The sequence below is a fragment of the Enterobacter wuhouensis genome, assembly GCF_035835995.1.
In the GTDB taxonomy this organism is placed as follows: domain Bacteria; phylum Pseudomonadota; class Gammaproteobacteria; order Enterobacterales; family Enterobacteriaceae; genus Enterobacter; species Enterobacter wuhouensis.
The window spans coordinates 3,974,918-4,000,200 of the sequence record NZ_CP142124.1 but is presented as its reverse complement, the minus strand read 5'-3'; the positions used below and the strand labels follow the sequence as shown (position 1 = coordinate 4,000,200).

The window sequence follows — 25,283 nt, the reverse complement described above, 5'->3', positions numbered from 1 at the left end:
GCTCAGTAACCCTGTTCGAAATAGCTTTCGAGGATAATGACGGCAGACGCTGAATCCACGCTGCCTTTGTTCAGCGCCCGGAAGCCGCCGTGCTCAAACAGGCCAGCGCGCGCTTCGACGGTGCTTAGACGCTCGTCGTGGAGTTTGACGGACACGCCAAAACGGCCGTGGATTTTATTGGCGAACTTACGCGCGCGGGCGGTGAGCGGCTGCTCGGTGCCGTCCATGTTCAGCGGCAGACCCACGATCACGTCGTCTGGCTGCCACTCTTTGAGCAGGCGTTCGATAAGGTTCCAGTCCGGCGTGCCGTCGTTGGCCTTTAGCGCCGTGAGCGGGCGAGCTGTGCCGGTGATGCGCTGACCCACGGCCACGCCGATGCTTTTGGTGCCAAAATCAAAGGCCAGAAGCGTTCCGCTCATTACGCGTGCCCCGCGACGCCAGGCATGGTCAGGATATCGATGCCAATCAGTTTTGCCGCGTCACGCCAGCGATCGGCGATGGGGGTTTTGAACAGAATGTTCATATCAGCAGGTGCGGTCAGCCATGCGTTATCAAGGATCTCTTGTTCCAGCTGGCCTTTCTCCCATGAGGCGTAACCCAGCGCAACCAGCACTTCAGAAGGCTGTTCAGCAGTCCCCAGGGTTTCGAGAACGTCGCGGGAGGTCGTGACAACCGTGTTATCAGAAATACGAATACTGGAAGAGAAAACAGGCGGCGTATGCAGGATAAAACCACGATCTTCAGCGAGCGGGCCGCCAAGCATTACCGGTTTATCAAGACGGATCTCCGGCAGGCGCTCTTCAGCGGTGATTTTCAGCTTGTCCAGAATCCCTTCAACCTGGAGGTTTTCCAGCGGCTTGTTGATGATAATCCCCATCGCCCCGTCTTCATTGTATTCACAAATATAAACCACGGCGCGGCGGAAAATCGGGTCCTGGAGAGCAGGCATGGCAATAAGAAAGTGATGCTGTAAATTCATTGTCAGAGGTACTGTTTCCTGGTTTAAAAAGCGACAGCGTCCAGTATGCGGAGAAAGCCGGGCGCTGTCACTAATAGTATTGGTCAGTTATTTCTGTAAACGTTTTTCGATAGCGTCCATCAGCATTCCGGTGATCGAAATCGGGAACTCCGCTTCGATTTCACGAATGCAGGTTGGGCTGGTGACGTTTACCTCGGTCAGGCGGTCGCCGATGATGTCCAGGCCGACGAAGATCAGGCCTTTGGCCTTAAGCGTAGGGCCAACGCGGCGGGCAATTTCCCAGTCGCTTTCGGTCAGTGGACGCGGCTCACCGCGACCGCCGGCCGCCAGGTTACCGCGGGTTTCGCCGCCCTGCGGAATACGCGCCAGGCAGTAAGGAACCGGTTCGCCATCGACCACCAAAACGCGCTTGTCGCCGTCGACGATAGCAGGCAAATAGTTCTGCGCCATGCAGTAACGGGTGCCCAGCTCGGTCAGGGTTTCGGCAATCACGCCAATATTCGGGTCGCCTTCCTTCACGCGGAAGATAGACGCGCCGCCCATGCCGTCCAGCGGTTTCATGATGATATCGCCGTGCTTTTGCCAGAACTCTTTAAGCTGCGCCTTGCTGCGGGTCACCAGCGTTTCCGGCGTCAGGTCAGAGAACCAGGCCGTGTAGAGCTTCTCGTTACAGTCGCGCAGGCTCTGCGGCTTGTTGACGATCAGCGTTCCTTTCTCTTCAGCACGCTCAAGGATGTAGGTGCAGTAGATGAACTCGGTATCGAACGGCGGATCTTTACGCATCAGGATAACGTTGAGGTCGGCCAGGGCAATGTCCTGCTCGGCGCCGAATTCGTACCATTTGTCGTAGTTCTGCTCGACGTTAACAATGCGGGCGCGCGCGCGGGCTTCGCCGTTAATCAGGTAGAGATCGTTCATCTCCATATAGTGGAGTTCATACCCGCGACGCTGCGCTTCCAGCAGCATGGCGAAGCTGGAATCTTTCTTGATGTTAATGTTTGCGATGGGGTCCATCACGATGCCGAGCTTGATCATGTTCTTCTCCGTTAATGGGTCAACCCAGATCGCCAAACCGTACCTGTAGCGCGGTAATGGCTGTGAGTGCCGTTGTCTCAGTGCGCAGAACGCGAGGTCCCAACAGAATATCAGTAAACTGGTAACGTGCCGTCATTGCAATTTCGTCCGCCGACAGGCCGCCTTCCGGGCCAATCAACAGGCGTACGCGTTCGACGGGCAGCGGCAGCGTATTAATGCTGGCGCTGGCGCGCGGATGAAGATTGAGCTTCAGGCCGCTCTCCTCTTCTGCACACCAGTCCTCCAGATCCATCGCCGGGCGGATCTCCGGAACACGGTTGCGGCCGCTCTGTTCACAGGCCGCAATGGCGATTTTCTGCCACTGCTGGATCTTTTTGTTCAGACGTTCCGCATCCAGTTTAACGCCGCAGCGCTCAGAAAAAAGTGGCGTAATGAGGCTTACGCCCAGTTCAATGGATTTTTGAATGGTGAATTCCATCTTCTCGCCGCGCGACATCACCTGGCCCAGATGAATGTGCAGCGGCGATTCACGGTCATCCACGTCGCCGCGCAGCACGTTCACGTGCACGCTTTTTTTATCCGCACGGGTGATTTGTGCGTCGAATACCTGATTGGAACCGTCAAACAGCTGTACTGCCTGACCCGCGCCCATGCGAAGCACGCGGCCAACGTGGTTAGCGGCTTCATCAGACAGGGCGATTTCGCTGCCTGCGGTAATCGGTTCAGGGTGATAGATGCGAGGAATGCGCATAGTCAGAAATTCCGTGTGTCATGCAATATAAGCGAGTTGCCGCTAGTGTAGGTTAGCTCTTTTGCGCCTGGCAAGCCCGCTGGACGTAAGGGTTATGATTCCCCTGGACTTTAGCGATGCGTTCGTCGCGCTGGCATTCCCACTCCGTCACCGGATACTGCTTGTCCCAGGCAGTGAACAGCTGGGTTTGCTGGCGTGAAAGGTTAAGTTCATAGCGATCGCGCATATAGAAATAGGTGCGGGCGATGCTGCCGCGCGCGCGGGCCGGTGGCTCAGCGACCTTCTCTTTAAAATCCACCTTCATGGCGCACTGTCCGTACTGGCCCTCGCCGCCGTTCCACTGGCTGTACATAAAGTTGCCGCGATCGCCGTTCACCTCGCCAACCGCAGGCTGCAGGTTGTGCATATCGCTTTCCATCTGGCGGTACACCGGATCTTTCGAGCAGTTTTTACGTCCGCCATCCTGCCAGCACTGGCGCTGATGGCCAAACTGCCATGCCGGAACCACGTGTTCCCATTCGATTCGGCTGGCGCGGTTCTCATTTTTGCGTACCTGATAGCCGCAGGATTCAAGATCAACAACGCCTTTTTTGCCCTGCCAGTTAATTTTGCAGCCGCAGTAGAAATCGCCCGGCACGTCAGCGTTAACCTTAACGCCTGCGGCCTTGGCCTGGGAGAAGCTGTGAATACCGTCGGCCAGAGCGTGGCCGGAGAGCGCCGTCGCCAGGAAGGCAACCGCGAGAGAGAAATTACGGGACATCTTACACTCCGTGTCAAAACGAGCCCGCAACGTAGCGAATGTTGTTCCCGTATGCAATCAGTCAGATCAGGAAAGTTCCTGATAGTTCAATTGATTACTCTGCAACCAGCGGTTCGCCGCATTTGACGCAGCGGTAGGTGGCCTCGCCGCGCACCACGCGGTTATGACGCCGGACGGTAAGCTGATGCTGCTGGCACCGGCAGCGGTAGGGGAACGTATTGGTGCGTACTGATTCAAGCTCGAACTGATGGGTGCGGCGAGCCGGAACGCCAAGCACGGCTTCCATCATCCATTTCCACTCTTTCCCATGCGGTGCCACGCGGCCAAAGTGTTTCCACACCAGAAGGTGCGCCAGCTCGTGCGGAACAACTTCTTCAATAAACGCCTGCTGGTTTTCCATCATGAGCACCGGGTTAAGGCGGATCTCATAGGACTCCAGCCAGGCCGTTCCGGCAGAGGTGCCGCGCTGGTGATAGACGAGCTTTGGTTCAGGATAATTGCGGCCAAGCTTCATGTTCGCCTGGGCGAGTTTTTCCCGCAGGCTGCGCATAACGGCTTGCTGAATGGCGATGGGGAGACGGGGAGCTTTCATAGGGGCAGAGCATAAAGCGCGAAGCGGGGAGGCGCAAGAGGCACCTCCCCGGCAGGGTGATTAGTCGTGTGCGCCAATCTCGCGCAGCGGACGACCTTTCATCAGGTTACGTTCAATGTGTTCCAGCGAAACGTGTTTGGTCTCTGGAACCAGCCAGATAGTCAGAACAATAAAGAACAGGTTCAGACCAGAGTAGACCCAGAAGGTGTTGGCGTTGCCCAGGGTATTGAGCATAGTCAGGAACGTTGCGCCGACGATCATGTTGGCAATCCAGTTGGTCGCGGTGGAGCAGGTGATACCAAAATCACGCCCCTTCAGCGGCTGGATCTCGGAGCACAGTACCCAAATCAGCGGACCGGCGCTCATCGCAAAACCGACGATAAACATCAGCAGCATCGCCACCGCGAAGTACTGCGCGCTCGGTGAGTGAATACCCACATGCATCATGGTGCCGAGCACGCCCATCCCGACGGCCATCACCAGGAAGCCTAGCGTCAGCGTTGGCTTGCGTCCCCAGCGGTCAACCAGGCCGATGGCGATAAAGGTCGCCAGCACGTTGGTCAGGCCGACGATAACGGTGCCCCACATCTGCTCGGTGGTATTGGTATAACCCGCCAGCTCAAAGATTTTCGGCGCGTAGTACATGATGACGTTCATCCCGGTGAACTGCTGCATCACCTGCAGGAGCACGCCAAGGAACACCGCGCGGCGGAAGTTGCTGTTCTCTTTAAACAGCGCCCAGCCGGACTGCTTCACCTGCAGGCTTTCGCGGATCTCTTCCAGCTCATTTTTGGCCTCTGCGCTGGTATCGCGCAGGCGCAGCAGTACGCGTTCCGCGTCGTGGAAGCGCCGTTTCGCGGCAAACCAGCGCGGACTGTCCGGCAGGAAGAACACGCCAATCAGCAGCAGAATGGCCGGGATGATGATCACGCCGAGCATCCAGCGCCATGCGCCGCTGTAGCTAAAGGCGGTATCCGAGAGATAGGCACCCAGAATACCGATAGTGATCATCAGCTGGTACATCGAAATCATGCTGCCGCGAATTTTCTCCGGCGCGATTTCAGACAGATAGAGCGGAGCGGTATACGACGCGACGCCGACGGCCAGGCCGAGCAGCACGCGGGATACCAGCAGCACCTCAACGTTAGGCGCGGCGGCAGAGAAGAGCGAACCGGCAACGAACAGGATCGCGCCGATCATCAGGCTCTTTTTACGCCCGAGCTTGAAGGAGAGCCAGCCGCTGCCGACGGCACCGACGGCGGCGCCGAACATCATGGAGCTAACGACCCACTCCTGGGTGTGCGCGCTAATCTGGAACTCGTCGGTGATGAAGGGTAATGCACCGGCAATTACGCCGATATCCAGGCCAAAGAGTAATCCTGCCAGGGCGGCGAGGAAGCAGACGAAGAAGGTCATCGCCTTGTTGGACGTACGCCCCTGTTTTTTATTGTCAGGCATTATGCCCTCCAGTTGGGTTATCAGTTTTGTCGATGTTAAGGGTAGGTGAGTGACCCGTAAAAATATGTGAGATAAATCACAATGGTGTAATCGGTTACACTAACGTGGAACCGTAAAAATGATTAAAGCTTTGAAAATATAGAGCTAAACGAGGTGATGTGCATCGCGAAAGTACACATTTCAGACTTAACTGAAATAAAATGTAACAGCAGAAGAAAGGCGATCATGCAAAGAGATTATTCTGAAAGCGGGATATATTTGGCGTGGTGTAAACGGTTTCAAGTATTGTCGGGTAAGGCGCAGCCGCCATCCGACACAAAAAAAAGGCCAGCCCGAAGGCTGGCCCGTATAACGCTGTGGGTCGATTACTTCAGACCTGCAGCCTCACGCAGCAGGGCGGCTTTGTCGGTTTTTTCCCATGGGAAATGTTCACGACCAAAGTGACCGTATGCCGCGGTTTCTTTGTAGATTGGGTGCAGCAGATCCAGCATCTGAATCAGGCCGTATGGACGCAGGTCGAAGAACTCGCGCACCAGCAGGGTCAGCTGTTCTGAAGGCACTTTCTCAGTACCGAAGGTTTCCACCATGATGGAGGTGGGTTCAGCCACGCCGATTGCGTAGGAAACCTGGATCTCACAGCGGTCGGCCAGGCCGGCAGCGACGATATTTTTCGCCACATAACGTGCAGCGTACGCGGCAGAACGGTCAACTTTAGACGGATCTTTACCGGAGAACGCGCCGCCACCGTGACGCGCCATGCCGCCGTAGGTATCCACGATGATTTTACGACCGGTCAGGCCGCAGTCGCCCATTGGGCCGCCGATAACGAAGCGTCCGGTTGGGTTGATGAAGAATTTGGTTGCAGAGCTCAGCCATTCGGTCGGCAGAACCGGCTTGATGATCTCTTCCATCACTGCTTCCTGCAGGGATTTCTGGTCGATATCTTCGGAGTGCTGAGTGGACAGAACCACCGCATCGATACCCACGATTTTGCCGTCGTCGTACTGGAAGGTGACCTGGCTTTTCGCATCCGGGCGCAGCCACGGCAGGGTGCCGTTTTTACGCACTTCGGCCTGACGCTGCACCAGACGGTGTGCGTAAGTGACAGGCGCTGGCATCAGCACGTCGGTTTCGTTAGTTGCGTAGCCAAACATCAGGCCCTGGTCGCCCGCGCCCTGTTCCAGCGGATCGGCGCGGTCAACGCCCTGGTTGATGTCCGGAGACTGTTTGCCAATCGCGCTCAGTACCGCGCAGGAGTTGGCATCAAAGCCCATATCAGAATGCACATAGCCGATCTCACGCACCGTGTTACGGGTGATCTCTTCGATATCAACCCATGCGCTGGTGGTGATCTCACCGCCAACCAGAACCATGCCGGTTTTGACATAGGTTTCACACGCTACGCGCGCTTTTGGATCCTGCGCCAGGATCGCATCCAGCACCGCATCGGAGATTTGGTCAGCAATTTTATCAGGATGTCCTTCTGATACGGACTCGGACGTAAACAGGTGTTTTGCCATTTTTTATTTCACCTAAGAGGAATTTGGTTAGCTCAAGCTGCTGTGTGGAATAGCCATAGGAGATAATTCTACCAAGGCCTGCAGGATTTTGACACTGGCAGTCTGAGTGTTAATCAGTATGGATGGATTAACATCTGGACGTCTATTTTAGGTCACTTCTTCACCCGATTTCCAGTTTTTTTTGACTCAGCTCTCACTGCGTTGAAAACACAGCTGGAAATATTTCCTGACGGCGCTGGCAACGGGCGCATTTTTGTTTTGCTTTTTAGCCCCCTTCTCGGTATAAAACGCGGCGCGCGGAACGTGATTCCCGCAACCCGCATTTTAGTCTGCAAACCTGCCGATGTTAGACCCATCTCGGCGCTTCTCAGGATCTTCAGAGACGCTTGCGTGCTCTGAAAAACTGAACAAGGGCGCTCTTGTTTATACAAGAGTTTTCTCGTGGTTTCGCCGAACCTGTCATACAGAGTTCGGATACGTGTTTTACAATGATATGAATAAGAAACCGGTCGCACGGTCTGGATTTCAGCACACTCTGCTGGGAAACGGAGCCGTTTATGGGTTGTTATCGCCGTATAACGCTGCGATAGTAGTCAACTGTTTTACACTTAATACAAAGAGTTGAGGTTCGCTATGTCTGACGACATGTCTTCTTTTTCGCCTTCGTCAGCGGGCGAACAGGGTGTACTACGTTCTATGCAGGAGGTTGCGATGAGCTCCGAGGAAGCCAGCAAGATGCTGCGCACCTACAATATTGCCTGGTGGGGCAATAACTACTACGACGTCAACGAGCTGGGCCACATCAGCGTCTGCCCGGATCCGGACGTCCCTGAAGCGCGCGTGGATCTCGCCAAGCTGGTGAAAGCCCGCGAAGCACAGGGCCAGCGTTTGCCTGCACTGTTCTGCTTCCCGCAGATCCTGCAACATCGCCTGCGTTCCATCAACGCCGCGTTCAAGCGCGCGCGTGAATCCTACGGCTATGACGGCGACTATTTCCTGGTCTACCCGATCAAGGTAAACCAGCACCGCCGCGTGATTGAATCCCTGATCCACTCCGGCGAACCGCTGGGTCTGGAAGCCGGCTCCAAAGCGGAACTGATGGCCGTTCTGGCGCACGCGGGCATGACCCGTTCGGTGATCGTCTGTAACGGTTATAAAGACCGTGAATACATTCGTCTGGCGCTGATCGGCGAGAAGATGGGCCACAAGGTCTATCTGGTTATCGAGAAGATGACCGAAATCGCCATCGTGCTGGAAGAGGCCGAGCGTCTGAACGTTATCCCGCGCCTTGGCGTGCGTGCGCGTCTGGCGTCGCAGGGCTCCGGTAAATGGCAGTCCTCCGGCGGCGAAAAATCCAAGTTCGGCCTCGCGGCGAACCAGGTGCTCCAGCTGGTGGAAATTCTGCGCGAGCGCGGTCGTCTCGACAGCATTCAGCTGCTGCACTTCCACCTCGGCTCGCAGATGGCCAATATTCGCGACATCGCTACCGGCGTGCGTGAATCGGCGCGCTTCTACGTGGAGCTGCACAAGCTTGGCGTGAATATTCAGTGCTTCGACGTGGGCGGCGGCTTGGGCGTGGACTACGAAGGGACCCGCTCGCAGTCCGACTGCTCGGTGAACTACGGCCTGAACGAGTATGCCAACAACATCATCTGGGCGATCGGCGATGCCTGTGAAGAGAACGGCCTGCCGCATCCGACGGTAATCACCGAGTCCGGCCGCGCGGTCACCGCGCACCATACGGTGCTGGTCTCTAACATCATCGGTGTCGAGCGCAGCGAAATCACCGAAGCGACGCCTCCGGCAGACGATGCCCCGCGTTCCCTGCAAAGCATGTGGGAAACCTGGCAGGAGATGCACGAGCCGGGCACGCGCCGCTCTCTGCGCGAATGGCTGCACGACAGCCAGATGGATCTGCACGATATTCACGTGGGTTATTCCTCAGGCACCTTTAGCCTGCAGGAACGCGCGTGGGCGGAGCAGCTTTATCTGAACATGTGCCATGAAGTGCAGAAGCAGCTCGACCCGAGCAACCGCGCGCACCGTCCGATTATTGACGAGCTGCAGGAACGCATGGCGGACAAGATGTACGTCAACTTCTCGCTGTTCCAGTCAATGCCGGATGCCTGGGGTATCGATCAGCTGTTCCCGGTTCTGCCGCTTGAAGGGCTGAACCACGCTCCGGAACGTCGTGCGGTGCTGCTGGACATCACCTGTGATTCCGACGGCGCTATCGACCACTACGTTGACGGCGACGGTATCGCCACGACGATGCCAATGCCGGAATACGACCCGGAGAACCCGCCGATGCTGGGCTTCTTTATGGTCGGCGCGTATCAGGAGATCCTCGGCAACATGCACAACCTGTTCGGTGATACCGAAGCGGTTGACGTGTTCGTCTTCCCTGACGGCAACGTGGAAGTCGAGCTGTCTGACGAAGGGGATACCGTGGCGGACATGCTGGAATATGTTCAGCTGGATCCGAAAAAACTGCTCACCCAGTTCCGCGACCAGGTGAAAAACACCGGTCTGGACGACGCGCTGCAGCAGCAGTTCCTGGAAGAGTTTGAAGCGGGTCTGTACGGGTATACTTATCTGGAAGACGAGTAAGACATCTGCCTTTCCCCTCACCCCAGCCCTCTCCCCAAAGGGGAGAGGGTGTTCAAATTCCCTCTCCCCTTTGGGGAGAGGGTTAGGGTGAGGGGCAAAGACCGCACGATGCCCTATACTCTCTTGAACCCGTATGCATTACCGGCGATAATTCGCCCCAATAAGCGATTTACGAATCAATCCCTTCCTCGTCGGGTTTAACGACGCGGAGGGGATTTTTTTTCATCTGTTTTTAATGTATCGACTTTAAAAGAGGTCAGGACATGAGCACTTTAGGTCATCAGTACGATAACTCTCTGGTATCTAACGCGTTTGGTTTTTTACGCCTTCCAATGAACTTCCAGCCGTACGACAGCGACGCTGACTGGGTGATCACCGGCGTACCGTTTGATATGGCCACCTCAGGCCGCGCGGGCGGTCGTCACGGCCCGGCAGCGATCCGTCAGGTGTCTACCAACCTGGCCTGGGAGCACAACCGCTTCCCGTGGAACTTCGACATGCGCGAGCGCCTGAACGTGGTGGACTGCGGTGACCTGGTGTACGCCTTCGGCGACGCGCGTGAGATGAGCGAAAAGCTGCAGGCCCACGCCGAGAAGCTGCTGGCGGCCGGCAAGCGCATGCTCTCCTTCGGCGGTGACCACTTCGTGACCCTGCCGCTGCTGCGCGCCCACGCGAAGCACTTCGGTAAAATGGCGCTGGTGCACTTTGATGCGCATACCGACACCTACGCGAACGGCTGCGAGTTTGACCACGGCACCATGTTCTACACCGCGCCGAACGAAGGCCTGATCGACCCGAACCACTCCGTGCAGATCGGTATCCGCACCGAGTTCGACAAGGACAACGGCTTCACCGTGCTGGACGCGGGCCAGGTCAACGATCGCGGCGTGGACGACATTCTGGCGCAGGTTAAGCAGATCGTCGGCGACATGCCTGTGTACCTGACTTTCGACATCGACTGCCTGGATCCGGCGTTCGCACCGGGCACCGGTACGCCGGTGATCGGCGGCCTGACCTCGGACCGCGCCATCAAGCTGGTCCGCGGCCTGAAGGATCTGAACATCGTCGGGATGGACGTGGTGGAAGTGGCGCCGGCCTATGATCAGTCCGAGATCACCGCGCTGGCCGCGGCAACCCTGGCGCTCGAAATGCTCTACATCCAGGCGGCGAAAAAAGGCGAGTAAGCCTTACGCGCTCACTGCTGCTGCGCGACGCATGCGCAGCAGCAGCATTCCGCCCGCTAGCAGGGTGATAACCTGCGACACCACCAAAACCGAAAAGCCTGAGCTTACCGAACCCACCGATTTCATCACCATCCCCATCAGCAGCGGAATAAACGCCGCGCAGATATTGCCGATCCCATTGATAATGCCGTACGCGCTGCCCACCGCCTTCCGTGCGGCGTGATGCTGGATCACCGCAGGAATAGCCGCTCCCTGAAGCCCCCAGAACACGTTGGCGGACAGCATAAATAGCGCCAGCCATGCGGGCTGGTGGCTGAGCATCAGGGCGGCCACGGAGAGCGCCGTCAGCGTCCCGCCCACCACAAACAGCACCGGAGCCTGTTCCGGGCGCATTTTGTCGAGCAGCACGCCGCCGAGGAATTTAGATCCCAGGCTCAGCAGAAAGGGGATCGCCGCAAGCCAGCCCGTGGCGTGCAGCGAGAAGTGATGCTCGTCGCGCAGCCATGCGGGCAGCCACGCGCTGCTGCCCCACAGATAGCTCAGCGTGGCGATTTCAACCAGCAGGATCCAGCCCAGCAGCGGCGTCTGCCATGCCATCGTGAAGGTTTGCGCAAACCCCGGTTTTTTCATCGTCACCGGGCTTTGTGGCGCGGGCAGAAAACGCCAGATAAGCCCGCCGCCCAGCACCAGATTCATCACCGCCAGCGCGTAAAACGACCCCGCCCAGCCAAGATGCGCCATCAGCCAGGTGACCAGCGGAAAGCCCACGGCCAGCCCGAGAGAGACGCCCAGCGCGGTCACGGCGTTGGGTTTGCCTATCTCCTGTGCGCTAAAGTTATCGCTAATAAAGCGTGTTTTCAGCGAAAAGAGCGGTCCTTCGGCAATGCCCAAAATCAGGCGCGCAATAAGCATCCCCATCAGCGAGCCGAGCAGCGGCGAAACCGCGCAGACCACGGCCCAAATCGCAATGCTGCTTAATAATCCTTGACGGTAATGGAGTTTGCTTTCGATAACCGGTGTTAATAATAAAGCGGAAAATCCATAACCCAGCAGAAAGCAGGTCATGAGCATTCCCTGTAACATTCTGTTTTCATTTAGCTGAAAATGCTCGGCAAATTCCGGGTTTAAAATCATGACCGAGATATTTACCCGGTCGACGTAGGAAATAATAATCAGTAATAACAGTACAATTATTCCTTGCCATCTTGCCGTCATCATGCCCGCCTTAGGTTTTCATCTGTTTATATTTTTATAAGTGTGATTGTCACGGAGCTAAAATGGTTCACAGGTGAAACTCATTGTTTATTAAGAATAAATAAAATGTCAGTTTCACTGGTGAAACACCAAGGATGTGACGTTATTTTATTTTTAAGGAACAAAAAGAAAAGAAGTCAATATGTTTTATTCAAAATAGTCGGCTATTAAAAAAACGTATTTATCACGACACAAAAATGAAAATTTCATATCGCTGCATTTTTTCGTGATCCTTTGCACACTTAGTTAATTTATTACTATCTAATTAACAAATTCGTCACATTGACGCTTGACGAAACATCCATCGCTTTTATATTGACCGTATTAAATAAGAAACAGAGTTTCATATATGAAACAAAAGCCTGGAGGATCGTGATGAGCTGGATAGGCGTATGTGACGCAGAACAAGTACAGGAAGATTTCCCTTTTAGCGGCAGCGTCGAGGGTAAAGAGATCGGCGTTTACCTGATTGACGGCGAATATTACGCGCTGGAGGACGTATGTCCGCACGCCTACGCCCTGCTGAGCCAGGGCTTCGTGGAGGACGGCAAGGTGGAATGTCCGCTGCACGAGGCGGTGTTCGACGTTAAAACCGGCCAGTGCCTGCACGGCCCCGGGGGGCGCAACCTCAACCGCTACCCGGTTCGGGTCTATGAAAACCAAATCCAGATTACCTTCGTCGAGGAGACCGTGGCATGAGCGATACCCTGAACTACAACCCGGCGCTGCCGGAAAGCCGCCAGTTTACCCCGCCGGCGGAGGGCGGCAACGGCGCGATCCATAAGCCGGGTGATTACCAGAACCTGATCTGGCAGACCCGCAGCCGCGTGCCGGAAAGCTGGGAGGTGAACCTGATTGCCACGCTGGAAGAACTCTTTGAACAGGGCGTTGAAACCCTACCGGAGCTGGTAAACGGGCTGAACGCGGTGCGCATGCACGACCAGCAGGGCGAGCCGTGGAGCGACGCCAGCTTCCAGGCATTCTTACAGGTTAACGGCTACTGAGGGCAACGCGATGACGACGACCGTACAAAACTATCTCGATAAAGGCCTGCGCGGCCTCTGGTATCCGGTGCTGGCAAGCTGGGAAGTGCAGTCTGCTCCTGTGGGCATCACCCGCCTGGGCGAGCAGATTGTGGTCTGGCGCAACAAAGACGGCCAGGTGCAGGCGCTGGAAGACCGCTGCCCGCACCGCGGCGCGCGCCTGTCGATGGGCTGGAACCTCGGCGACCGTATCGCCTGCTGGTATCACGGCGTGGAAGTGGCGGGCAACGGCGAGGTAAAAGATGTGCCCGCCGTGGATAAATGCCCGCTGGTCGGCCAGCAGTGCGTGCGCAGCTATAACGTGCAGGAGGCGCACGGCGCTATCTTCCTGTGGTTTGGCGTCACCGCTGACCAGCAGCCGGACGAGCTGACCTTCCCGGATGAACTTGCCGACACGGAAAGCTTCAGCAACTTCCTCTGCACCGCCGCGTGGAAGTGCAACTACCAGTACGCGCTGGAAAACGTCATGGACCCAATGCACGGCACCTATCTGCATTCGTCGTCGCACTCGATGGCGGAAGGGGATCGCAAGGCCGATATGGTGCTCCAGCCGACAAAAACCGGCTTCATCTTTGAGAAAAAAGGGCAGAGCGGCATCAACTTCGACTGGGTTGAGCTGGGCAACAGCGGCACCTGCTGGATGCGCCTCTCCATTCCGTACAAGAAGCGCTTCGGACCGGGCGGCCACTTCTTTATCGTCGGCATGGTGGTGCCGGAAGATAACGACAACTGCCGCGTCTTCTTCTGGCGCATCCGCCGCGTGCAGGGCTGGCAGCGCGACATGTGGCGCTTCATGTACCGCAACCGCCTGGAAAAACTGCACTGGGAAGTGCTGGAGCAGGACCGCGTGGTGCTGGAAAGCCTGGCCCCGAACGCCCGCGAGCATGAATACCTCTACCAGCACGACGTCGGCCTCTCCCGCCTGCGCCGCATGATGCAAAAGGCTGCGAAAGAGCAACTGGCCGCACGCGAAGAACAGCAGGGAGCCGCCTGATGAACGGGCTGCTGAGCGGAAAGCGCATCGTGGTGACCGGCGCCGCGCGCGGGCTGGGCTACCACTTTGCCAAAGCCTGCGCGGAGCAGGGTGCAAAGGTAGTGATGTGCGACATCCTCAAGGGCGAGCTGGCCGAAAGCGCCCACGGGCTGAGCGAGCAGGGCTATGCGATCGAATCACACGTTATCGATCTGGCCGATCCGCATTCCATTGCGCAGGCGTTTAGCGCCATTGGCGAGCAGGGGCAGATTGACGGCCTGGTCAACAACGCGGCGATGGCGACGGGCGTGGGCGGCAAAAATATGCTCGATTACGATCCGGACCTCTGGGACCGCGTGATGAGCGTGAACGTCAAAGGCACCTGGCTGGTGACGCGCGCCGCCGTGCCGCTGCTTCGCGAAGGGGCGGGCATCGTGAACGTGGCGTCCGACACCGCGCTGTGGGGCGCGCCGCGCCTGATGGCCTACGTCGCCAGCAAGGGGGCCGTGATTGCCATGACCCGCTCGATGGCGCGCGAGCTGGGCGAAAAGCGCATTCGCATCAACGCCATCGCGCCGGGCCTGACCCGCGTCGAGGCAACCGAATATGTACCCGCCGAACGCCATCAGCTCTACGAAAACGGACGCGCATTAACGGGCGCGCAGCAGCCGGAGGATGTGACCGGCAGCGTGGTCTGGCTGTTAAGCGATCTGTCGCGGTTCATCACCGGACAGCTGATCCCGGTCAACGGCGGTTTTGTCTTTAACTGAGGTATGGCGATGATGGCAAACGATCGGGAAGTGAAGTATCTGGTGCCGGGGCTGGAGCGCGGTCTACAGCTGCTGTTGGCCTTTGGCGAGCAGCATCGCGAACTGACCTTTGCCGAGCTGCACCGGCTGGTGGATATGCCGAAGGCGACCGCCTACCGCGTGGTGCAGACGCTGGAGTTTATGGGCTTTCTGGAGCGCAACGCGCGTACCAATACCTTCTCGCTGGGCATGAACGTGCTGCGCCTGGGCTTTGAGTACATCGCCTCGCTGGACGTGGCGCAGGTCGGCCAGCCGGTCATCGAGCAGCTGCGCGACGTGAGCCACTGCAGCAGCCATCTGGCGATCCGCGACGGGCGCGACATTATCTACATCGCTCGCGTCAGCGCCGCCGGGTCGCGCATCAATCAGGTCAGCATTGGCACTCGCCTGCCGGTGCACTGCACCTCGCTGGGCCGCATGCTGCTGACCGATATCTCCCGCGCCGATTTTGAACAGCTGTTCCCGCACGAGCGCCTGCCGGGCAACACGCCGGGACAGCTTCACGACCGCGAGGCACTGTGGCAAATGGTGCAGCAGGACAAAGCCCGCGGGTACGTGATCGGCGAATCCTTCTTCCGCCACGGCATCTCCTCCATCGTCTACCCGGTGTATGACCGCAGCGGACGCGTGGCGGCGGTGGTCAGCATTCTGGTGCCGTCGGAAGAGATCCCCCAGACCGACCGCGAACGCCTGCAGAACGAGGTTCGCCTCGCGGCAGATAAAATTTCTGGCTTCTTAGGGTATCTGTCACAGGCCAGTTAAATCAGTGAGTTAACGTCAGGCGCTTGACCGCGTCGGGCATGTTTTACGCCCAATTTGGGCCAGATGAGGCAACGAACGATGAGTGTAACCGGAATTGAAAAGCTGGAATTTGGCGTGGAAGACCTGACGCACTGCGCCAAATTTATGCATGATTTTGGCCTGACGGGCGATGCCAGCGGCCAGCGTTTTACCACCCTGAGCGGCGCGCGCGTGGAGCTGAATCCCATCGACAGCCCGGACCTGCCGCCGGCGTTTGAAGCGGGCAACACCCTGCGCCGCATGACCTGGGCGGTTGCCAGCCAGGCAGATCTTAACTCGCTGCGCCCAAAGCTGGTGCAGCAGCCCGGCTTTCGCGAGGTGGGCGACGCGCTGGAGTGCCTCGACCCGAACGGCATGACGCTGCGCGTGCAGGTCAGCCAGCAGACCGACGTGGAGCTGAACGTCGAGCCGATTAACCAGTGGGGCGACGCCCGCCGGATCGACACCCCCAGCCCGGTTTACGATCGCGCCCAGCCCATCAACGTCGGGCACGTGGTGTTCTTCGTGGAGGAGCTGGCGGCGGTAGAAAAGTTCTACCGCGAGGTGCTCGGCTTCCAGGTCTCTGACCGCTACATCAACCGCGCCGTGTTCCTGCGCTGCGGCGCGCGCGGCGGCCACCACAACCTGTTCCTGCTGCAGCTGCCGAACCGCAGGCGCGGGCTGAACCACGTGGCCTTCACCGTGCGCGACATCCACGAGGTGATCGGCGGCGGTATCGCGATGAATAAAAATGACTGGAGCACCTTTATCGGGCCGGGCCGCCATCCGGTGTCGTCGGCGTACTTCTGGTACGTCAACAGCCCGACCGGCGGCGCGTTTGAGTATTACACCAACGACGACTACCTGACCGAGAACTGGCAGCCGCGCGAGCTGGAGCACTCGCTGGTCTCCTTTACCGAATGGGCGGTGGAAGGCGGCATTGACCACGACACGCGCCGCCAGCAGAAAAAGCCGGAGGCGGTATGACGTCGCGCATTGTCATTATCGGCGGCGGCCAGGCGGGCGGCTGGGCGGCGAAAACCCTGCGCGACGAAGGCTTCGACGGCGAGATTTGCGTGGTGGCGGAAGAGGAGTGGGATTTCTACGAGCGCCCGCCGCTGTCGAAAGCCTCTCTGCTGGAGCCGGACGCGGCGCTTCCGCGCCTGTTTACCGACGAGGCGCAGCGGGCGCTGAACCTGACCTGGTACCGCCCGCTGCGCGCGGAGCAGATCGACCGCAACGCGAAAGCGGTGCGTTTAAGCAATAGTGAACATCTTAGTTACAACATCCTTTTAATCGCCACCGGAGGGCGGGCGCGCCTGCCCGATGAGGCGTGGGCAGCGCATCCGCAGGTCTATACCCTGCGCCACTGGCAGGACGCGCAGCGCCTGAAGGGGCGGCTGGCGGAAAGCCAAACCCTGGCGATTGTCGGCGGCGGCTGGATCGGCCTGGAGATTGCCGCGTCCGCGCGCAGGAGCGGCGTGGCGGTCACGTTGTTCGAACAGCAGCCCGCGCTGTGCATGCGCTCGGTGAGCGGCGAGGTGTCGCAGCGCTTAGAAAACCTCCATCGCGAGCAGGGCGTGGATATCCGCACCGGCTGCGGCGCGATGGAGCTGGAGGACGATAACGGCCTGCCGATTATCCACTGCGACGGCCAGCGTGAAACCTTTGACGCGGTGGTGGTCGGGATCGGCGTCGATCTCAATCTGGAGCTGGCGCGCGAAGCGGGGCTTGAAACCGAACGCGGGATCGTCGTGGATGCCCAGGGGCGCACCTCCGATCCGTTTATTTTCGCTGCGGGCGACGTGGCCCAGCACCATCACTACGGCCTGTGCATCCAGTCCTGGGCCTTTGCCCAGAATCAGGCGGTGGCGACGGCGAAGGCGATGCTCAACCCCGACGCTCCGGGCTACGACGACGCGCCGTGGCTGTGGTCGGATCAATACCAGCACAACATTCAGATCCTCGGCATTCCGCAGCCGGGGAGCACAACGGTAGCGCGCGAAGATTCGCTGTTCTTCTCGCTGGACGAGAGCGGGCGGCTGGCGCAGCTGGTGGCGTTCGACGATGCGCGCACCGTCAAGCTGGCGAAGCGCTGGATGGCGGCGGGGCGGGATCTGTCCGACGTGCCGCTCGCCGACCCGACCTTTTCACTGATGTCACTGCGATAGCTAACCCGCACCCGTAGGGGGAGACATGACCACATTAGAGACCAACACCGCGCCCGTTGGGGCAGGCGGTGAGGGAACCCGCACGCCCGAAAAAGCGGTGCGCTGGGCCATCCCGCTGTCGCTGCTGGCCTGCGTGCTGCTGGCGTTTTTCGACAAAATCAGCATCGCGGCGCTGTTTTCCGACACCCATTTCCAGCAGGCGATGGGCATCGATTTTGACACCACGCGCCTCGGCATTCTGATGAGCGCCTTCCTGCTGAGCTACGGCTTTTCGTCGGTATTTTTAAGCGGGCTGGGCGACAAAATCGCGCCGCTGCGCCTGCTCACCGGGATGATGGCGGTGTGGTGCGTGCTGATGGTGGCGATGGGCTTCACCCATAACTACACGCTGATGATCGTCCTGCGCATTCTGCTGGGCGTGGCGGAAGGGCCGCTGTTCCCGCTGGCCTTCGCCATCGTGCGCCACAACTTCCCGCAGCATCTGCAGGCGCGCGCCACCATGCTGTGGCTGCTCGGCACGCCGGTGGGCGCGGCGATTGGTTTCCCGCTCTCCCTCTGGCTGCTGAACACCTTCGGCTGGCAGAGCACCTTCTTCGTGATGGCGATGCTCACCGTGCCGGTGCTTCTCTTTGTGCGCATCGGCCTGCGCGGGATCCGCCTGGAGGCGAAGCCCGGCACCTCGCAGGCGTATCAGGACGAACGCCGTGCCGCGCGCCGCGAGCTGTTCGTCAGCCCGCACTTCTGGATCATCTGCATCTTTAACATCGCCTTCCTGACCTACCTGTGGGGCATCAACGGCTGGCTGCCGGGCTACCTGATAAAGGGCAAAGGCATTCACCTGGAGCACGCGGGCTGGCTGTCGTCGATGCCGTTCATCGCCATGCTGGCGGGCGAGGTGATTGGCGCGTGGCTCTCGGACCGGGTCGACAAGCGCGCGGCGGCCTGCTTTATCTCGATGGCGGGGGCGGCAGTAGGCCTGGCGGCGGTGATGCACCTCGACGCCCCGCTGGCCGTTATCGCGGCGATGAGCTTCAGCACCTTCATGTGGGGCACCGGCGCACCCAACATTTTCGCCCTGCTGGCGAAGGCCACCCATCCGCGGGTGAGCGCCACGGCGGGCGGCATTTTCAACGGGCTGGGAAACTTTGCGGGCGCGCTGTCGCCGGCGGTGATGGGCGCGCTTATTGCCTTCACCCACAGCATGGATTCCGGGCTGATTTTTCTGGCGGTGATGGCGGCGGTGGGCTGCGTCCTGTTACTGCCGCTGCTGAGACGTTACTGAGGAGAGTGTCATGACTGATTCAACCGTAACCAACACATCTGGCATCAAGCCTGACCACCTGACGATGGAAGAGTGGATCGAGTCGCGCATCGCGCGCTTCGAAGGCCGCAAGTACGACTGGAACGCGCTGAAGTTCCAGGCCGACTTTGACCCGAAATACCGCCGGGCGCAGATGCGCTATATCGGCACCGGCGCAACGGGCGTGGCGAACGACACCAACACCGTGCAGGCAGACCACTTTACCTTCTCCACCATGGTGCTGCCGTCGAAGTGCGAAGGGCCGCTGCACCTGCACGACGACGTGGAGGAGGTGTTCTTCATGCTCAAAGGGCAGATCACGCTGATGATCCAGGACGGCGACAACTACACCGAAACCGTGCTGCGCGAGCGTGACCTGATCTCCGTTCCGGCGGGCATCTACCGCGGGCTGTTTAACCACGGCGAAGAAGAGGCGCTGATGTGCGTCATGCTGGGAACCAACAAGCCGGAAATCCCGACCTACCCCGCCGATCATCCGCTGTCCAAAGTGAAGCGGAACTAAGGGGGCATAATGACGGGTTTTCGTGAACAGGGAAGCGGCATCCCGCTGATGCTGCTGCACGGCATCAGCTCCGGCGCGGCCTCCTGGCACAAGCAGATGGCGCTGGACGGCTTTCGCGTGCTGGCGTGGGACATGCCCGGCTATGGCGAAAGCCCGATGCTGGCGGTTGAGCGGGCGAACGCGGGGGATTACGCCGACGCGCTGGCGGCGATGCTTGACCGCGCGGGCGTCTGGCAGGCGGTGCTGGTCGGCCATTCGCTCGGCGCAATGATTGCCAGCGCCTTCGCGGCGAAGTTCCCTGAGCGCGTCATCCATCTGGTGATAGCGGACGCCGCGCAGGGATACGGCAATGCCGCGCCGGAGCAGCGCGAGCAGGTCTGGCGCAGCCGCGAGCAGCAGATGGCGCTCGGCGGTGAGATCCTCGCCCAGACCCGCGCCGCGAAGCTGCTGCGCCCCGGCGCGCGTGCGGAAGATGTCGCCACCGTGGCGTCAGGAATGCGCAAGCTGCGCCCGGAAGGCTACCTTGCCGCCGCGTGGATGCTGGCGCACGACGACATTCACGGCTGGCTTAAAGGCTACTCCGGCACGTTTGAAGTCTGGTGTGGCGAGCAGGATGCGATCACGCAGCCCGAGCTGGTGCAGGGGCTGGCGCTGCGCTACGGCATGCCGTTTGTCGCCATTCCGCAGGCCGGGCACGCCAGCTATCTCGATAACGACGCGTTTTTCAACCAACAGCTTTTACGCATTAACGAAGAGGTGCGCGATGAATGCACACATTGACGGCCGCGTGGCGGTGGTCACCGGCGGTTCGTCCGGCATTGGCTTTGAGACGCTGCGCCTGCTGCTGGGCGAGGGGGCAAAAGTCGCCTTCTGCGGCCGCGATCCGGACCGGCTCGCCAGCGCCTGCGCGGCGCTGCAAAACGAATGCCCCAACGGGGAGATTTTAGCTTACCGCTGCGACGTGCTGAACGCCGACGAGATTCAGGCCTTCGCGGACGAGGTGCAGGCCCGCTTTGGCGGGGCGGATATGCTGATCAACAACGCCGGGCAGGGCTACGTGGCGCATTTCCACGATACCCCGCGCGAGGCGTGGCTGCACGAGGCCGAGCTGAAGCTGTTCGGGGTGATCAACCCGGTACAGGCGTTTCAGCCTCTGCTGGAGCAGTCCGACATCGCCTCTATCACCTGCGTGAACTCCCTGCTGGCGCTGCAGCCTGAGGAGCACATGATCGCCACCTCCGCCGCCCGCGCCGCGCTGCTGAACATGACCCTCACGCTCTCGAAAGAGCTGGTGGGCAAGGGCATCCGCGTCAATTCCATTCTGCTCGGCATGGTGGAGTCCGGGCAGTGGCAGCGCCGCTTTGAGAACCGGACGGACAAAAGCCAGAGCTGGCCGGAATGGACGGCGGATATCGCGCGCAGGCGCGGCATTCCGATGGCGCGCCTCGGCAAGCCGCATGAGCCCGCGCAGGCGCTGCTGTTTCTCGCCTCGCCGCTGGCCTCGTTTACCACCGGCGCCGCGCTGGACGTTTCCGGCGGCTTCTGCCGCCATCTGTAAGGACGCATTATGAAAAAGGTCATGTTAATTGGGTTTGGCGCCATGGCGCAGGCGGTGATTGAGCGCCTGCCTGCGGGCGTCGCTATCGGCTGGATCGTGGCGCGCGAGTCTCACCACGCGGCGATCCGCGCGCAGTTTGGCGATGCGGTAACGGCATTGGCCTCGCCGATGGACTGCACGCAAACGCCCGATCTGGTGCTGGAGTGCGCCAGCCAGCAGGCGGTGGCGCAGTATGGCGAAGCGATTTTAGGGCGCGGCTGGCATCTGGCCGTTATCTCCACCGGCGCGCTGGCGGACAGCGCGCTGGAGCAGCGCCTGCACGCGGCGGGCGGCAGGCTGACGCTGCTCTCCGGTGCGGTTGCCGGTATCGACGGGCTGGCGGCGGCGAAAGAGGGCGGGCTGGAACGCGTGACCTACCGGTCGCGCAAAAGCCCGGCCAGCTGGCGCGGCAGCTACGCCGAGCAGCTTATCGATCTCAATTCTGTTTCTGAGGCAAAAGTCTTCTTCGAGGGCAGCGCCCGCGAGGCGGCACGCCTGTTCCCGGCCAACGCCAACGTGGCGGCGACCGTGGCGCTCGGCGGCGTGGGGATGGACGACACCCGCGTGCAGCTGATGGTCGACCCGGCAACGAAACGCAACACCCACACGCTGCACGTGGAAGGCATGTTCGGCGAGTTCCATCTTGAGCTGAGCGGGCTGCCGCTGGCGTCTAATCCTAAAACCTCCACCCTGGCGGCATTGAGCGCGGTGCGCGCCTGCCGTGAACTGGCCCTGAGCTGAGGAGTGACGATGGACGATCTGAAGATTTTTATCGGCGGCCAGTGGCGGCGCGGCGGCGGCAATCCGATGCAGAGCCATTTCCCGGCTGACGGATCGCTTAACGCGACGTTACATGCGGCAAGCCTCGACGATCTGCAGGACGCGGTTGAGGCCGGAGAGCGCGCCTGGCGCGATCCGGCGTGGCGCGGCAGCCTGCCGCACGTCCGCGCGAAGATCCTGCATAAGGTTGCCGATCTGATTGAGTCCCGCGTGGACGAGCTGGCGCAGATGCAGAGCCGCGATAACGGCAAGCCGCTGGCGGAAGCGCGCGGGCTGGTGATGAGCGCGGCGGGAACGGCGCGCTACTTTGCCGCCGCCTGCGAGCTGCTGGAAGGCGAGCTTCCGACGCCGCGCCAGCCGGATTTGCTGACGCTGAGCCGCTACGAGCCGCTGGGCGTGGTGGCCGCCATCACGCCGTGGAACTCACCGATTGCCAGCGAGATGCAGAAGGTCGCGCCGGCTATTGCGGCGGGTAATGCGGTGATCCTTAAGCCCGCCGAAGCCACGCCGCTGATGGCGCTGGAGCTGGCGCGAATTTTTGAACAGGCGGGGCTGCCCGCCGGGCTGCTGAGCGTGCTGCCGGGCAAAGGCTCGGTGATTGGCGATGCGCTGGCGCGGCACCCTCGCGTGCGGAAAATTTCCTTTACCGGCGGCACCACCACGGGCCGTCATCTGGCGCACGTGGCGGCGGAAAAGCTGATCCCGGCCTCGCTGGAGCTGGGCGGAAAATCCCCCACCATCGTGCTGGAGGATGCCGATATCGAACAGGCCGCGCGCGGGATCTGCTACGGCATTTTCAGCTCGGCGGGGCAGGCGTGCATTGCCGGATCGCGGCTGTTTATCCACGAGAGCATTTACGCGCCGCTGATGGCGCGGCTGCTGGAATTAACTCGCGGACTGCGCGTGGGGCATCCGTTTAGCGAAGGCGTCCACGTGGGACCGCTGATCGGCGATAAGCATCGCCAGAGCGTGCAGGCGTACGTCGAGCTGGCGAAGCGCGAGGGGGGCCGCGTGCTGTGCGGCGGAGAGATCCCGGCGGATCCTGCGCTGGCAAACGGCAGCTTTTTCCTGCCCACGATTATCGAGGGCCTGAGCAACGGCGCCCGCGCGTGTCAGGAGGAGATCTTCGGCCCGGTGCTGGTGGCGATGCCGTTTCGCGATGAAGCCACGCTTATCCGCGAGGCCAACGACTCGGTTTATGGCCTGGCGGCGGGGATTTGGACCCGCGATACCGGACGCGCGCTGCGCCTGAGCGAGCAGCTGGAGGCTGGCACCGTGTGGATCAACACCTACAAAGTTTTTGCGATTTCGACCCCGTTCGGGGGCTTTAAAGAGAGCGGTCTGGGCCGCGAAAAGGGCATTCAGGGGCTGAAGGCCTGGATGCAGCAAAAGAGCATTTATCTGGCGACGGGTAACAGCGTCAACCACTGGTGCGACTGAGAAAGGGTGAGCAATGAGCGAAATGATAACCGTCGGCGACGCCATCGCCAGAACGCTGGAGCAGTATCAGGTTGAGGCCATCTACGGCGTCATCTCCATTCACAACCTGCCGATCGCGGACGCGGTGGGGCAGCGGGGTAACATCCGCTTCGTGCCCGCGCGCGGCGAGGCGGGGTCCGTCACCATGGCCGACGCCCACGGGCGCTTTTCCGGCCTCGGCGTGGCGCTGACCAGCACCGGCGCGGGGGCAGGGAACGCGGTAGGCGCACTGGTGGAAGCCATGAACGCCTGCACGCCGCTGCTGCACTTGACCGGCCAGGTTGAGAAAACGTGGCTGGACGCCGACACAGGGTTTATCCACGAAACCCGCGACCAGCTGACCTTCCTCAAGGCCAGCTCAAAGCGGGCGTACCGCATCAGCAACGCCAGCCAGGCGGTGGCCATTCTGCACAAGGCCATTCAGGAGGCGCAGACGGCGCCGTGCGGGCCGGTCTCTGTGGAAATCCCGATTGATATTCAGGGCGCGAAAATCCCGCTGTCGCTGGTGACGAAACCGGTGAAACCGGCTGCGGTTCCAGCCGTCGATCCCGCGACGGTTGACGCACTGTGGGCGCAGCTGAAGCAGGCCAAACAGCCGCTGCTGTGGCTGGGCGGCGGGGCCATGGGTAGCGGCGACGCGGTGAAAAGGCTGGCGGAGGCGGGCGTGACGGTGATTTCCAGCACCCACGCGCGCGGCGTGCTGCCGGACGGCCATCGCGCCAGCCTGCGGGCGTTCCACAACTCGCCGTCGGTGGAAGAGCTCATCGCGCAGTGCGACTTTACGCTGGTCGCCGGTTCTCGCCTGCGCAGCAACGAAACCCGTTCCTGGACGCTGGAGCTGCCGCATCCGCGCGTGCAGGTTGATATCGACCCGGCGGCGGCCAGCCGTAACTACCTGATGGACAACACGCTGGTCGCCGACTGTTCCGCGTTGCTTGGCGCGCTTGCAGACAAAATTCAGGGCCGCGAGTGGGGCAACGCGCAGTGGGATACGCAGGTGCAGCAGGCGGTTGAGCAGGCCGAACAGGGGCTGCGCGAGCAGTGCGGCGCCTACGCGAAGCTCAACGACGCCATCGAGAAGGCGCTGCCGAAAAATGGGTTGCTTGTGCGCGATATCACCGTCTCCGGCAGCCTGTGGGGCAGCCGACTGTTCCGCGCTAATGGGCCGCTGATGAACATTCACTCTCTGGCCGGGGCGATTGGCATGGGGCTGCCGATGGCGATCGGCACCGCGGTCGCTAACCCGCAGCGTAAGGTGGTGGGGCTGGTGGGCGACGGCGGCCTGAGCCTGAACCTCGGCGAGCTGGCAACGCTGGCGCAGGAAAAAGCCAACGTGACGCTGCTGATCATGAACGACGGCGGTTACGGCGTGATGCGCGGTATTCAGGATAAGTATTTCGGCGGGCGTCAGTACTACAACGAACTGCATACGCCGGACTTTACCCTGCTGGCGCAGGCGATTGGCCTGCAGGCGTGGAGCGTTGAGCGGGCCGAGGATTTTGATGCGGTGATGACGGAGGCGCTGGCGATGCCGGGGCCGTCGGTAGTCGAAGTGCGAATGGGGCAGATTGGCGCGCTGAAGTTTGCCGGGCCGCCGCAGAAGACGCTTTACTAGCTATTACCCCTCACCCTAACCCTCTCCCCAAAGGGGAGAGGGGATTGAGTACACCCTCTCCCCTTTGGGG

At 60.3% G+C, this 25,283-nt stretch carries 26 protein-coding genes; 17 read left to right on the top strand and 9 right to left on the bottom strand.

What is annotated here, in order from left to right; genetic code table 11:
* Positions 1-2: 2 nt before the first annotated feature.
* From ruvX to metK, 8 genes are all read right to left on the bottom strand, one after another.
* Entirely contained in the window at positions 3-419 is a 417-nt protein-coding gene (gene ruvX / locus VPX56_RS19000) for a Holliday junction resolvase RuvX (protein ID WP_006811925.1), read from the bottom strand.
* The gene (locus VPX56_RS18995) at positions 419-979 is read right to left on the bottom strand and encodes a YqgE/AlgH family protein (RefSeq protein WP_131633568.1); all 561 of its coding nucleotides are present in this window, start codon (positions 977-979) and stop codon (positions 419-421) included. Before VPX56_RS18995 ends, ruvX begins: the two co-directional genes overlap by 1 nt.
* Before the next feature lie 87 nt (positions 980-1,066).
* Positions 1,067-2,014, bottom strand: coding sequence for a glutathione synthase (gene gshB, locus VPX56_RS18990; protein WP_326468287.1), 948 nt, complete (start codon positions 2,012-2,014; stop codon positions 1,067-1,069).
* A gap of 19 nt (positions 2,015-2,033) precedes the next feature.
* Complete coding sequence (gene rsmE, locus VPX56_RS18985; RefSeq protein ID WP_326468286.1) at positions 2,034-2,765, bottom strand: 16S rRNA (uracil(1498)-N(3))-methyltransferase; 732 nt, start codon at positions 2,763-2,765, stop codon at positions 2,034-2,036.
* Between the two features lie 52 nt (positions 2,766-2,817).
* The gene (endA, locus tag VPX56_RS18980) at positions 2,818-3,525 is read right to left on the bottom strand and encodes a deoxyribonuclease I (protein ID WP_131633571.1); all 708 of its coding nucleotides are present in this window, start codon (positions 3,523-3,525) and stop codon (positions 2,818-2,820) included.
* A gap of 94 nt (positions 3,526-3,619) precedes the next feature.
* Positions 3,620-4,117 (bottom strand): SprT family zinc-dependent metalloprotease, encoded by a 498-nt coding sequence (locus VPX56_RS18975; RefSeq protein WP_131633572.1) that lies wholly within the window; start codon positions 4,115-4,117, stop codon positions 3,620-3,622.
* A 60-nt stretch (positions 4,118-4,177) separates the two neighbouring features.
* The gene (galP, locus tag VPX56_RS18970) at positions 4,178-5,575 is read right to left on the bottom strand and encodes a galactose/proton symporter (protein ID WP_119936193.1); all 1,398 of its coding nucleotides are present in this window, start codon (positions 5,573-5,575) and stop codon (positions 4,178-4,180) included.
* 365 nt (positions 5,576-5,940) lie between these two features.
* The gene (gene metK, locus VPX56_RS18965; RefSeq protein WP_010435443.1) at positions 5,941-7,095 is read right to left on the bottom strand and encodes a methionine adenosyltransferase; all 1,155 of its coding nucleotides are present in this window, start codon (positions 7,093-7,095) and stop codon (positions 5,941-5,943) included.
* 493 nt (positions 7,096-7,588) lie between these two features.
* On the opposite strand from metK, the gene yqgB reads away from it, so the two are divergent.
* From yqgB to speB, 3 genes are all read left to right on the top strand, one after another.
* Complete coding sequence (gene yqgB, locus VPX56_RS18960) at positions 7,589-7,720, top strand: acid stress response protein YqgB (RefSeq protein ID WP_127312443.1); 132 nt, start codon at positions 7,589-7,591, stop codon at positions 7,718-7,720.
* An 8-nt stretch (positions 7,721-7,728) separates the two neighbouring features.
* The gene (speA, locus tag VPX56_RS18955) at positions 7,729-9,705 is read left to right on the top strand and encodes a biosynthetic arginine decarboxylase (protein ID WP_326468281.1); all 1,977 of its coding nucleotides are present in this window, start codon (positions 7,729-7,731) and stop codon (positions 9,703-9,705) included.
* Between the two features lie 263 nt (positions 9,706-9,968).
* Entirely contained in the window at positions 9,969-10,889 is a 921-nt protein-coding gene (gene speB / locus VPX56_RS18950; protein WP_006811917.1) for an agmatinase, read from the top strand.
* A 3-nt stretch (positions 10,890-10,892) separates the two neighbouring features.
* Here the strand turns inward: speB and VPX56_RS18945 are convergent, their stop codons facing one another.
* Positions 10,893-12,104, bottom strand: a complete 1,212-nt coding sequence (locus VPX56_RS18945) for an MFS transporter (protein ID WP_326472126.1) — start codon at positions 12,102-12,104, stop codon at positions 10,893-10,895.
* A gap of 414 nt (positions 12,105-12,518) precedes the next feature.
* Between VPX56_RS18945 and VPX56_RS18940 the strand changes: the two genes are divergently transcribed.
* The 14 genes from VPX56_RS18940 to VPX56_RS18875 all read left to right on the top strand — a co-directional run bounded on the left by VPX56_RS18940 (position 12,519) and on the right by VPX56_RS18875 (position 25,213).
* Entirely contained in the window at positions 12,519-12,842 is a 324-nt protein-coding gene (locus tag VPX56_RS18940) for a Rieske (2Fe-2S) protein (RefSeq protein ID WP_131633574.1), read from the top strand.
* Positions 12,839-13,147: a recombinase-like helix-turn-helix domain-containing protein gene (locus tag VPX56_RS18935; protein ID WP_131633575.1), complete on the top strand. Its 309-nt coding sequence runs from the start codon at positions 12,839-12,841 to the stop codon at positions 13,145-13,147. Before VPX56_RS18940 ends, VPX56_RS18935 begins: the two co-directional genes overlap by 4 nt.
* A gap of 10 nt (positions 13,148-13,157) precedes the next feature.
* Positions 13,158-14,180, top strand: a complete 1,023-nt coding sequence (locus VPX56_RS18930) for an aromatic ring-hydroxylating oxygenase subunit alpha (RefSeq protein ID WP_263611547.1) — start codon at positions 13,158-13,160, stop codon at positions 14,178-14,180.
* Positions 14,180-14,929 (top strand): SDR family oxidoreductase, encoded by a 750-nt coding sequence (locus VPX56_RS18925; RefSeq protein WP_326468278.1) that lies wholly within the window; start codon positions 14,180-14,182, stop codon positions 14,927-14,929. Before VPX56_RS18930 ends, VPX56_RS18925 begins: the two co-directional genes overlap by 1 nt.
* Positions 14,930-14,941: 12 nt before the next feature.
* The gene (locus tag VPX56_RS18920; protein ID WP_238458924.1) at positions 14,942-15,730 is read left to right on the top strand and encodes an IclR family transcriptional regulator; all 789 of its coding nucleotides are present in this window, start codon (positions 14,942-14,944) and stop codon (positions 15,728-15,730) included.
* Positions 15,731-15,808: 78 nt separating this feature from the next.
* Positions 15,809-16,735, top strand: a complete 927-nt coding sequence (locus VPX56_RS18915; RefSeq protein ID WP_326468276.1) for a VOC family protein — start codon at positions 15,809-15,811, stop codon at positions 16,733-16,735.
* A complete protein-coding gene (locus VPX56_RS18910) occupies positions 16,732-17,919 on the top strand; it encodes an NAD(P)/FAD-dependent oxidoreductase (RefSeq protein ID WP_326468274.1) in 1,188 nt (395 codons plus the stop codon). The genes VPX56_RS18915 and VPX56_RS18910 overlap by 4 nt, the downstream gene beginning before the upstream one ends.
* A 25-nt stretch (positions 17,920-17,944) precedes the next feature.
* A complete protein-coding gene (locus VPX56_RS18905) occupies positions 17,945-19,201 on the top strand; it encodes an MFS transporter (RefSeq protein WP_326468272.1) in 1,257 nt (418 codons plus the stop codon).
* Between the two features lie 10 nt (positions 19,202-19,211).
* Positions 19,212-19,742 carry a cupin domain-containing protein gene (locus VPX56_RS18900; protein ID WP_131633582.1) on the top strand — a complete coding sequence of 177 codons (531 nt, stop codon included), beginning with the start codon at positions 19,212-19,214 and terminating at the stop codon, positions 19,740-19,742.
* Between the two features lie 9 nt (positions 19,743-19,751).
* A complete protein-coding gene (locus VPX56_RS18895; protein ID WP_326468269.1) occupies positions 19,752-20,522 on the top strand; it encodes an alpha/beta fold hydrolase in 771 nt (256 codons plus the stop codon).
* Positions 20,506-21,300, top strand: a complete 795-nt coding sequence (locus tag VPX56_RS18890) for an SDR family oxidoreductase (RefSeq protein WP_326468267.1) — start codon at positions 20,506-20,508, stop codon at positions 21,298-21,300. The genes VPX56_RS18895 and VPX56_RS18890 overlap by 17 nt, the downstream gene beginning before the upstream one ends.
* Positions 21,301-21,309: 9 nt before the next feature.
* Positions 21,310-22,080: an aspartate dehydrogenase gene (locus VPX56_RS18885; protein WP_131633585.1), complete on the top strand. Its 771-nt coding sequence runs from the start codon at positions 21,310-21,312 to the stop codon at positions 22,078-22,080.
* Between the two features lie 9 nt (positions 22,081-22,089).
* On the top strand, positions 22,090-23,559 hold the full coding sequence (locus VPX56_RS18880; RefSeq protein ID WP_326468263.1) for an aldehyde dehydrogenase: 1,470 nt from the start codon (positions 22,090-22,092) through the stop codon (positions 23,557-23,559).
* 13 nt (positions 23,560-23,572) lie between these two features.
* Complete coding sequence (locus tag VPX56_RS18875; RefSeq protein ID WP_326468261.1) at positions 23,573-25,213, top strand: thiamine pyrophosphate-binding protein; 1,641 nt, start codon at positions 23,573-23,575, stop codon at positions 25,211-25,213.
* Positions 25,214-25,283: the final 70 nt, after the last annotated feature.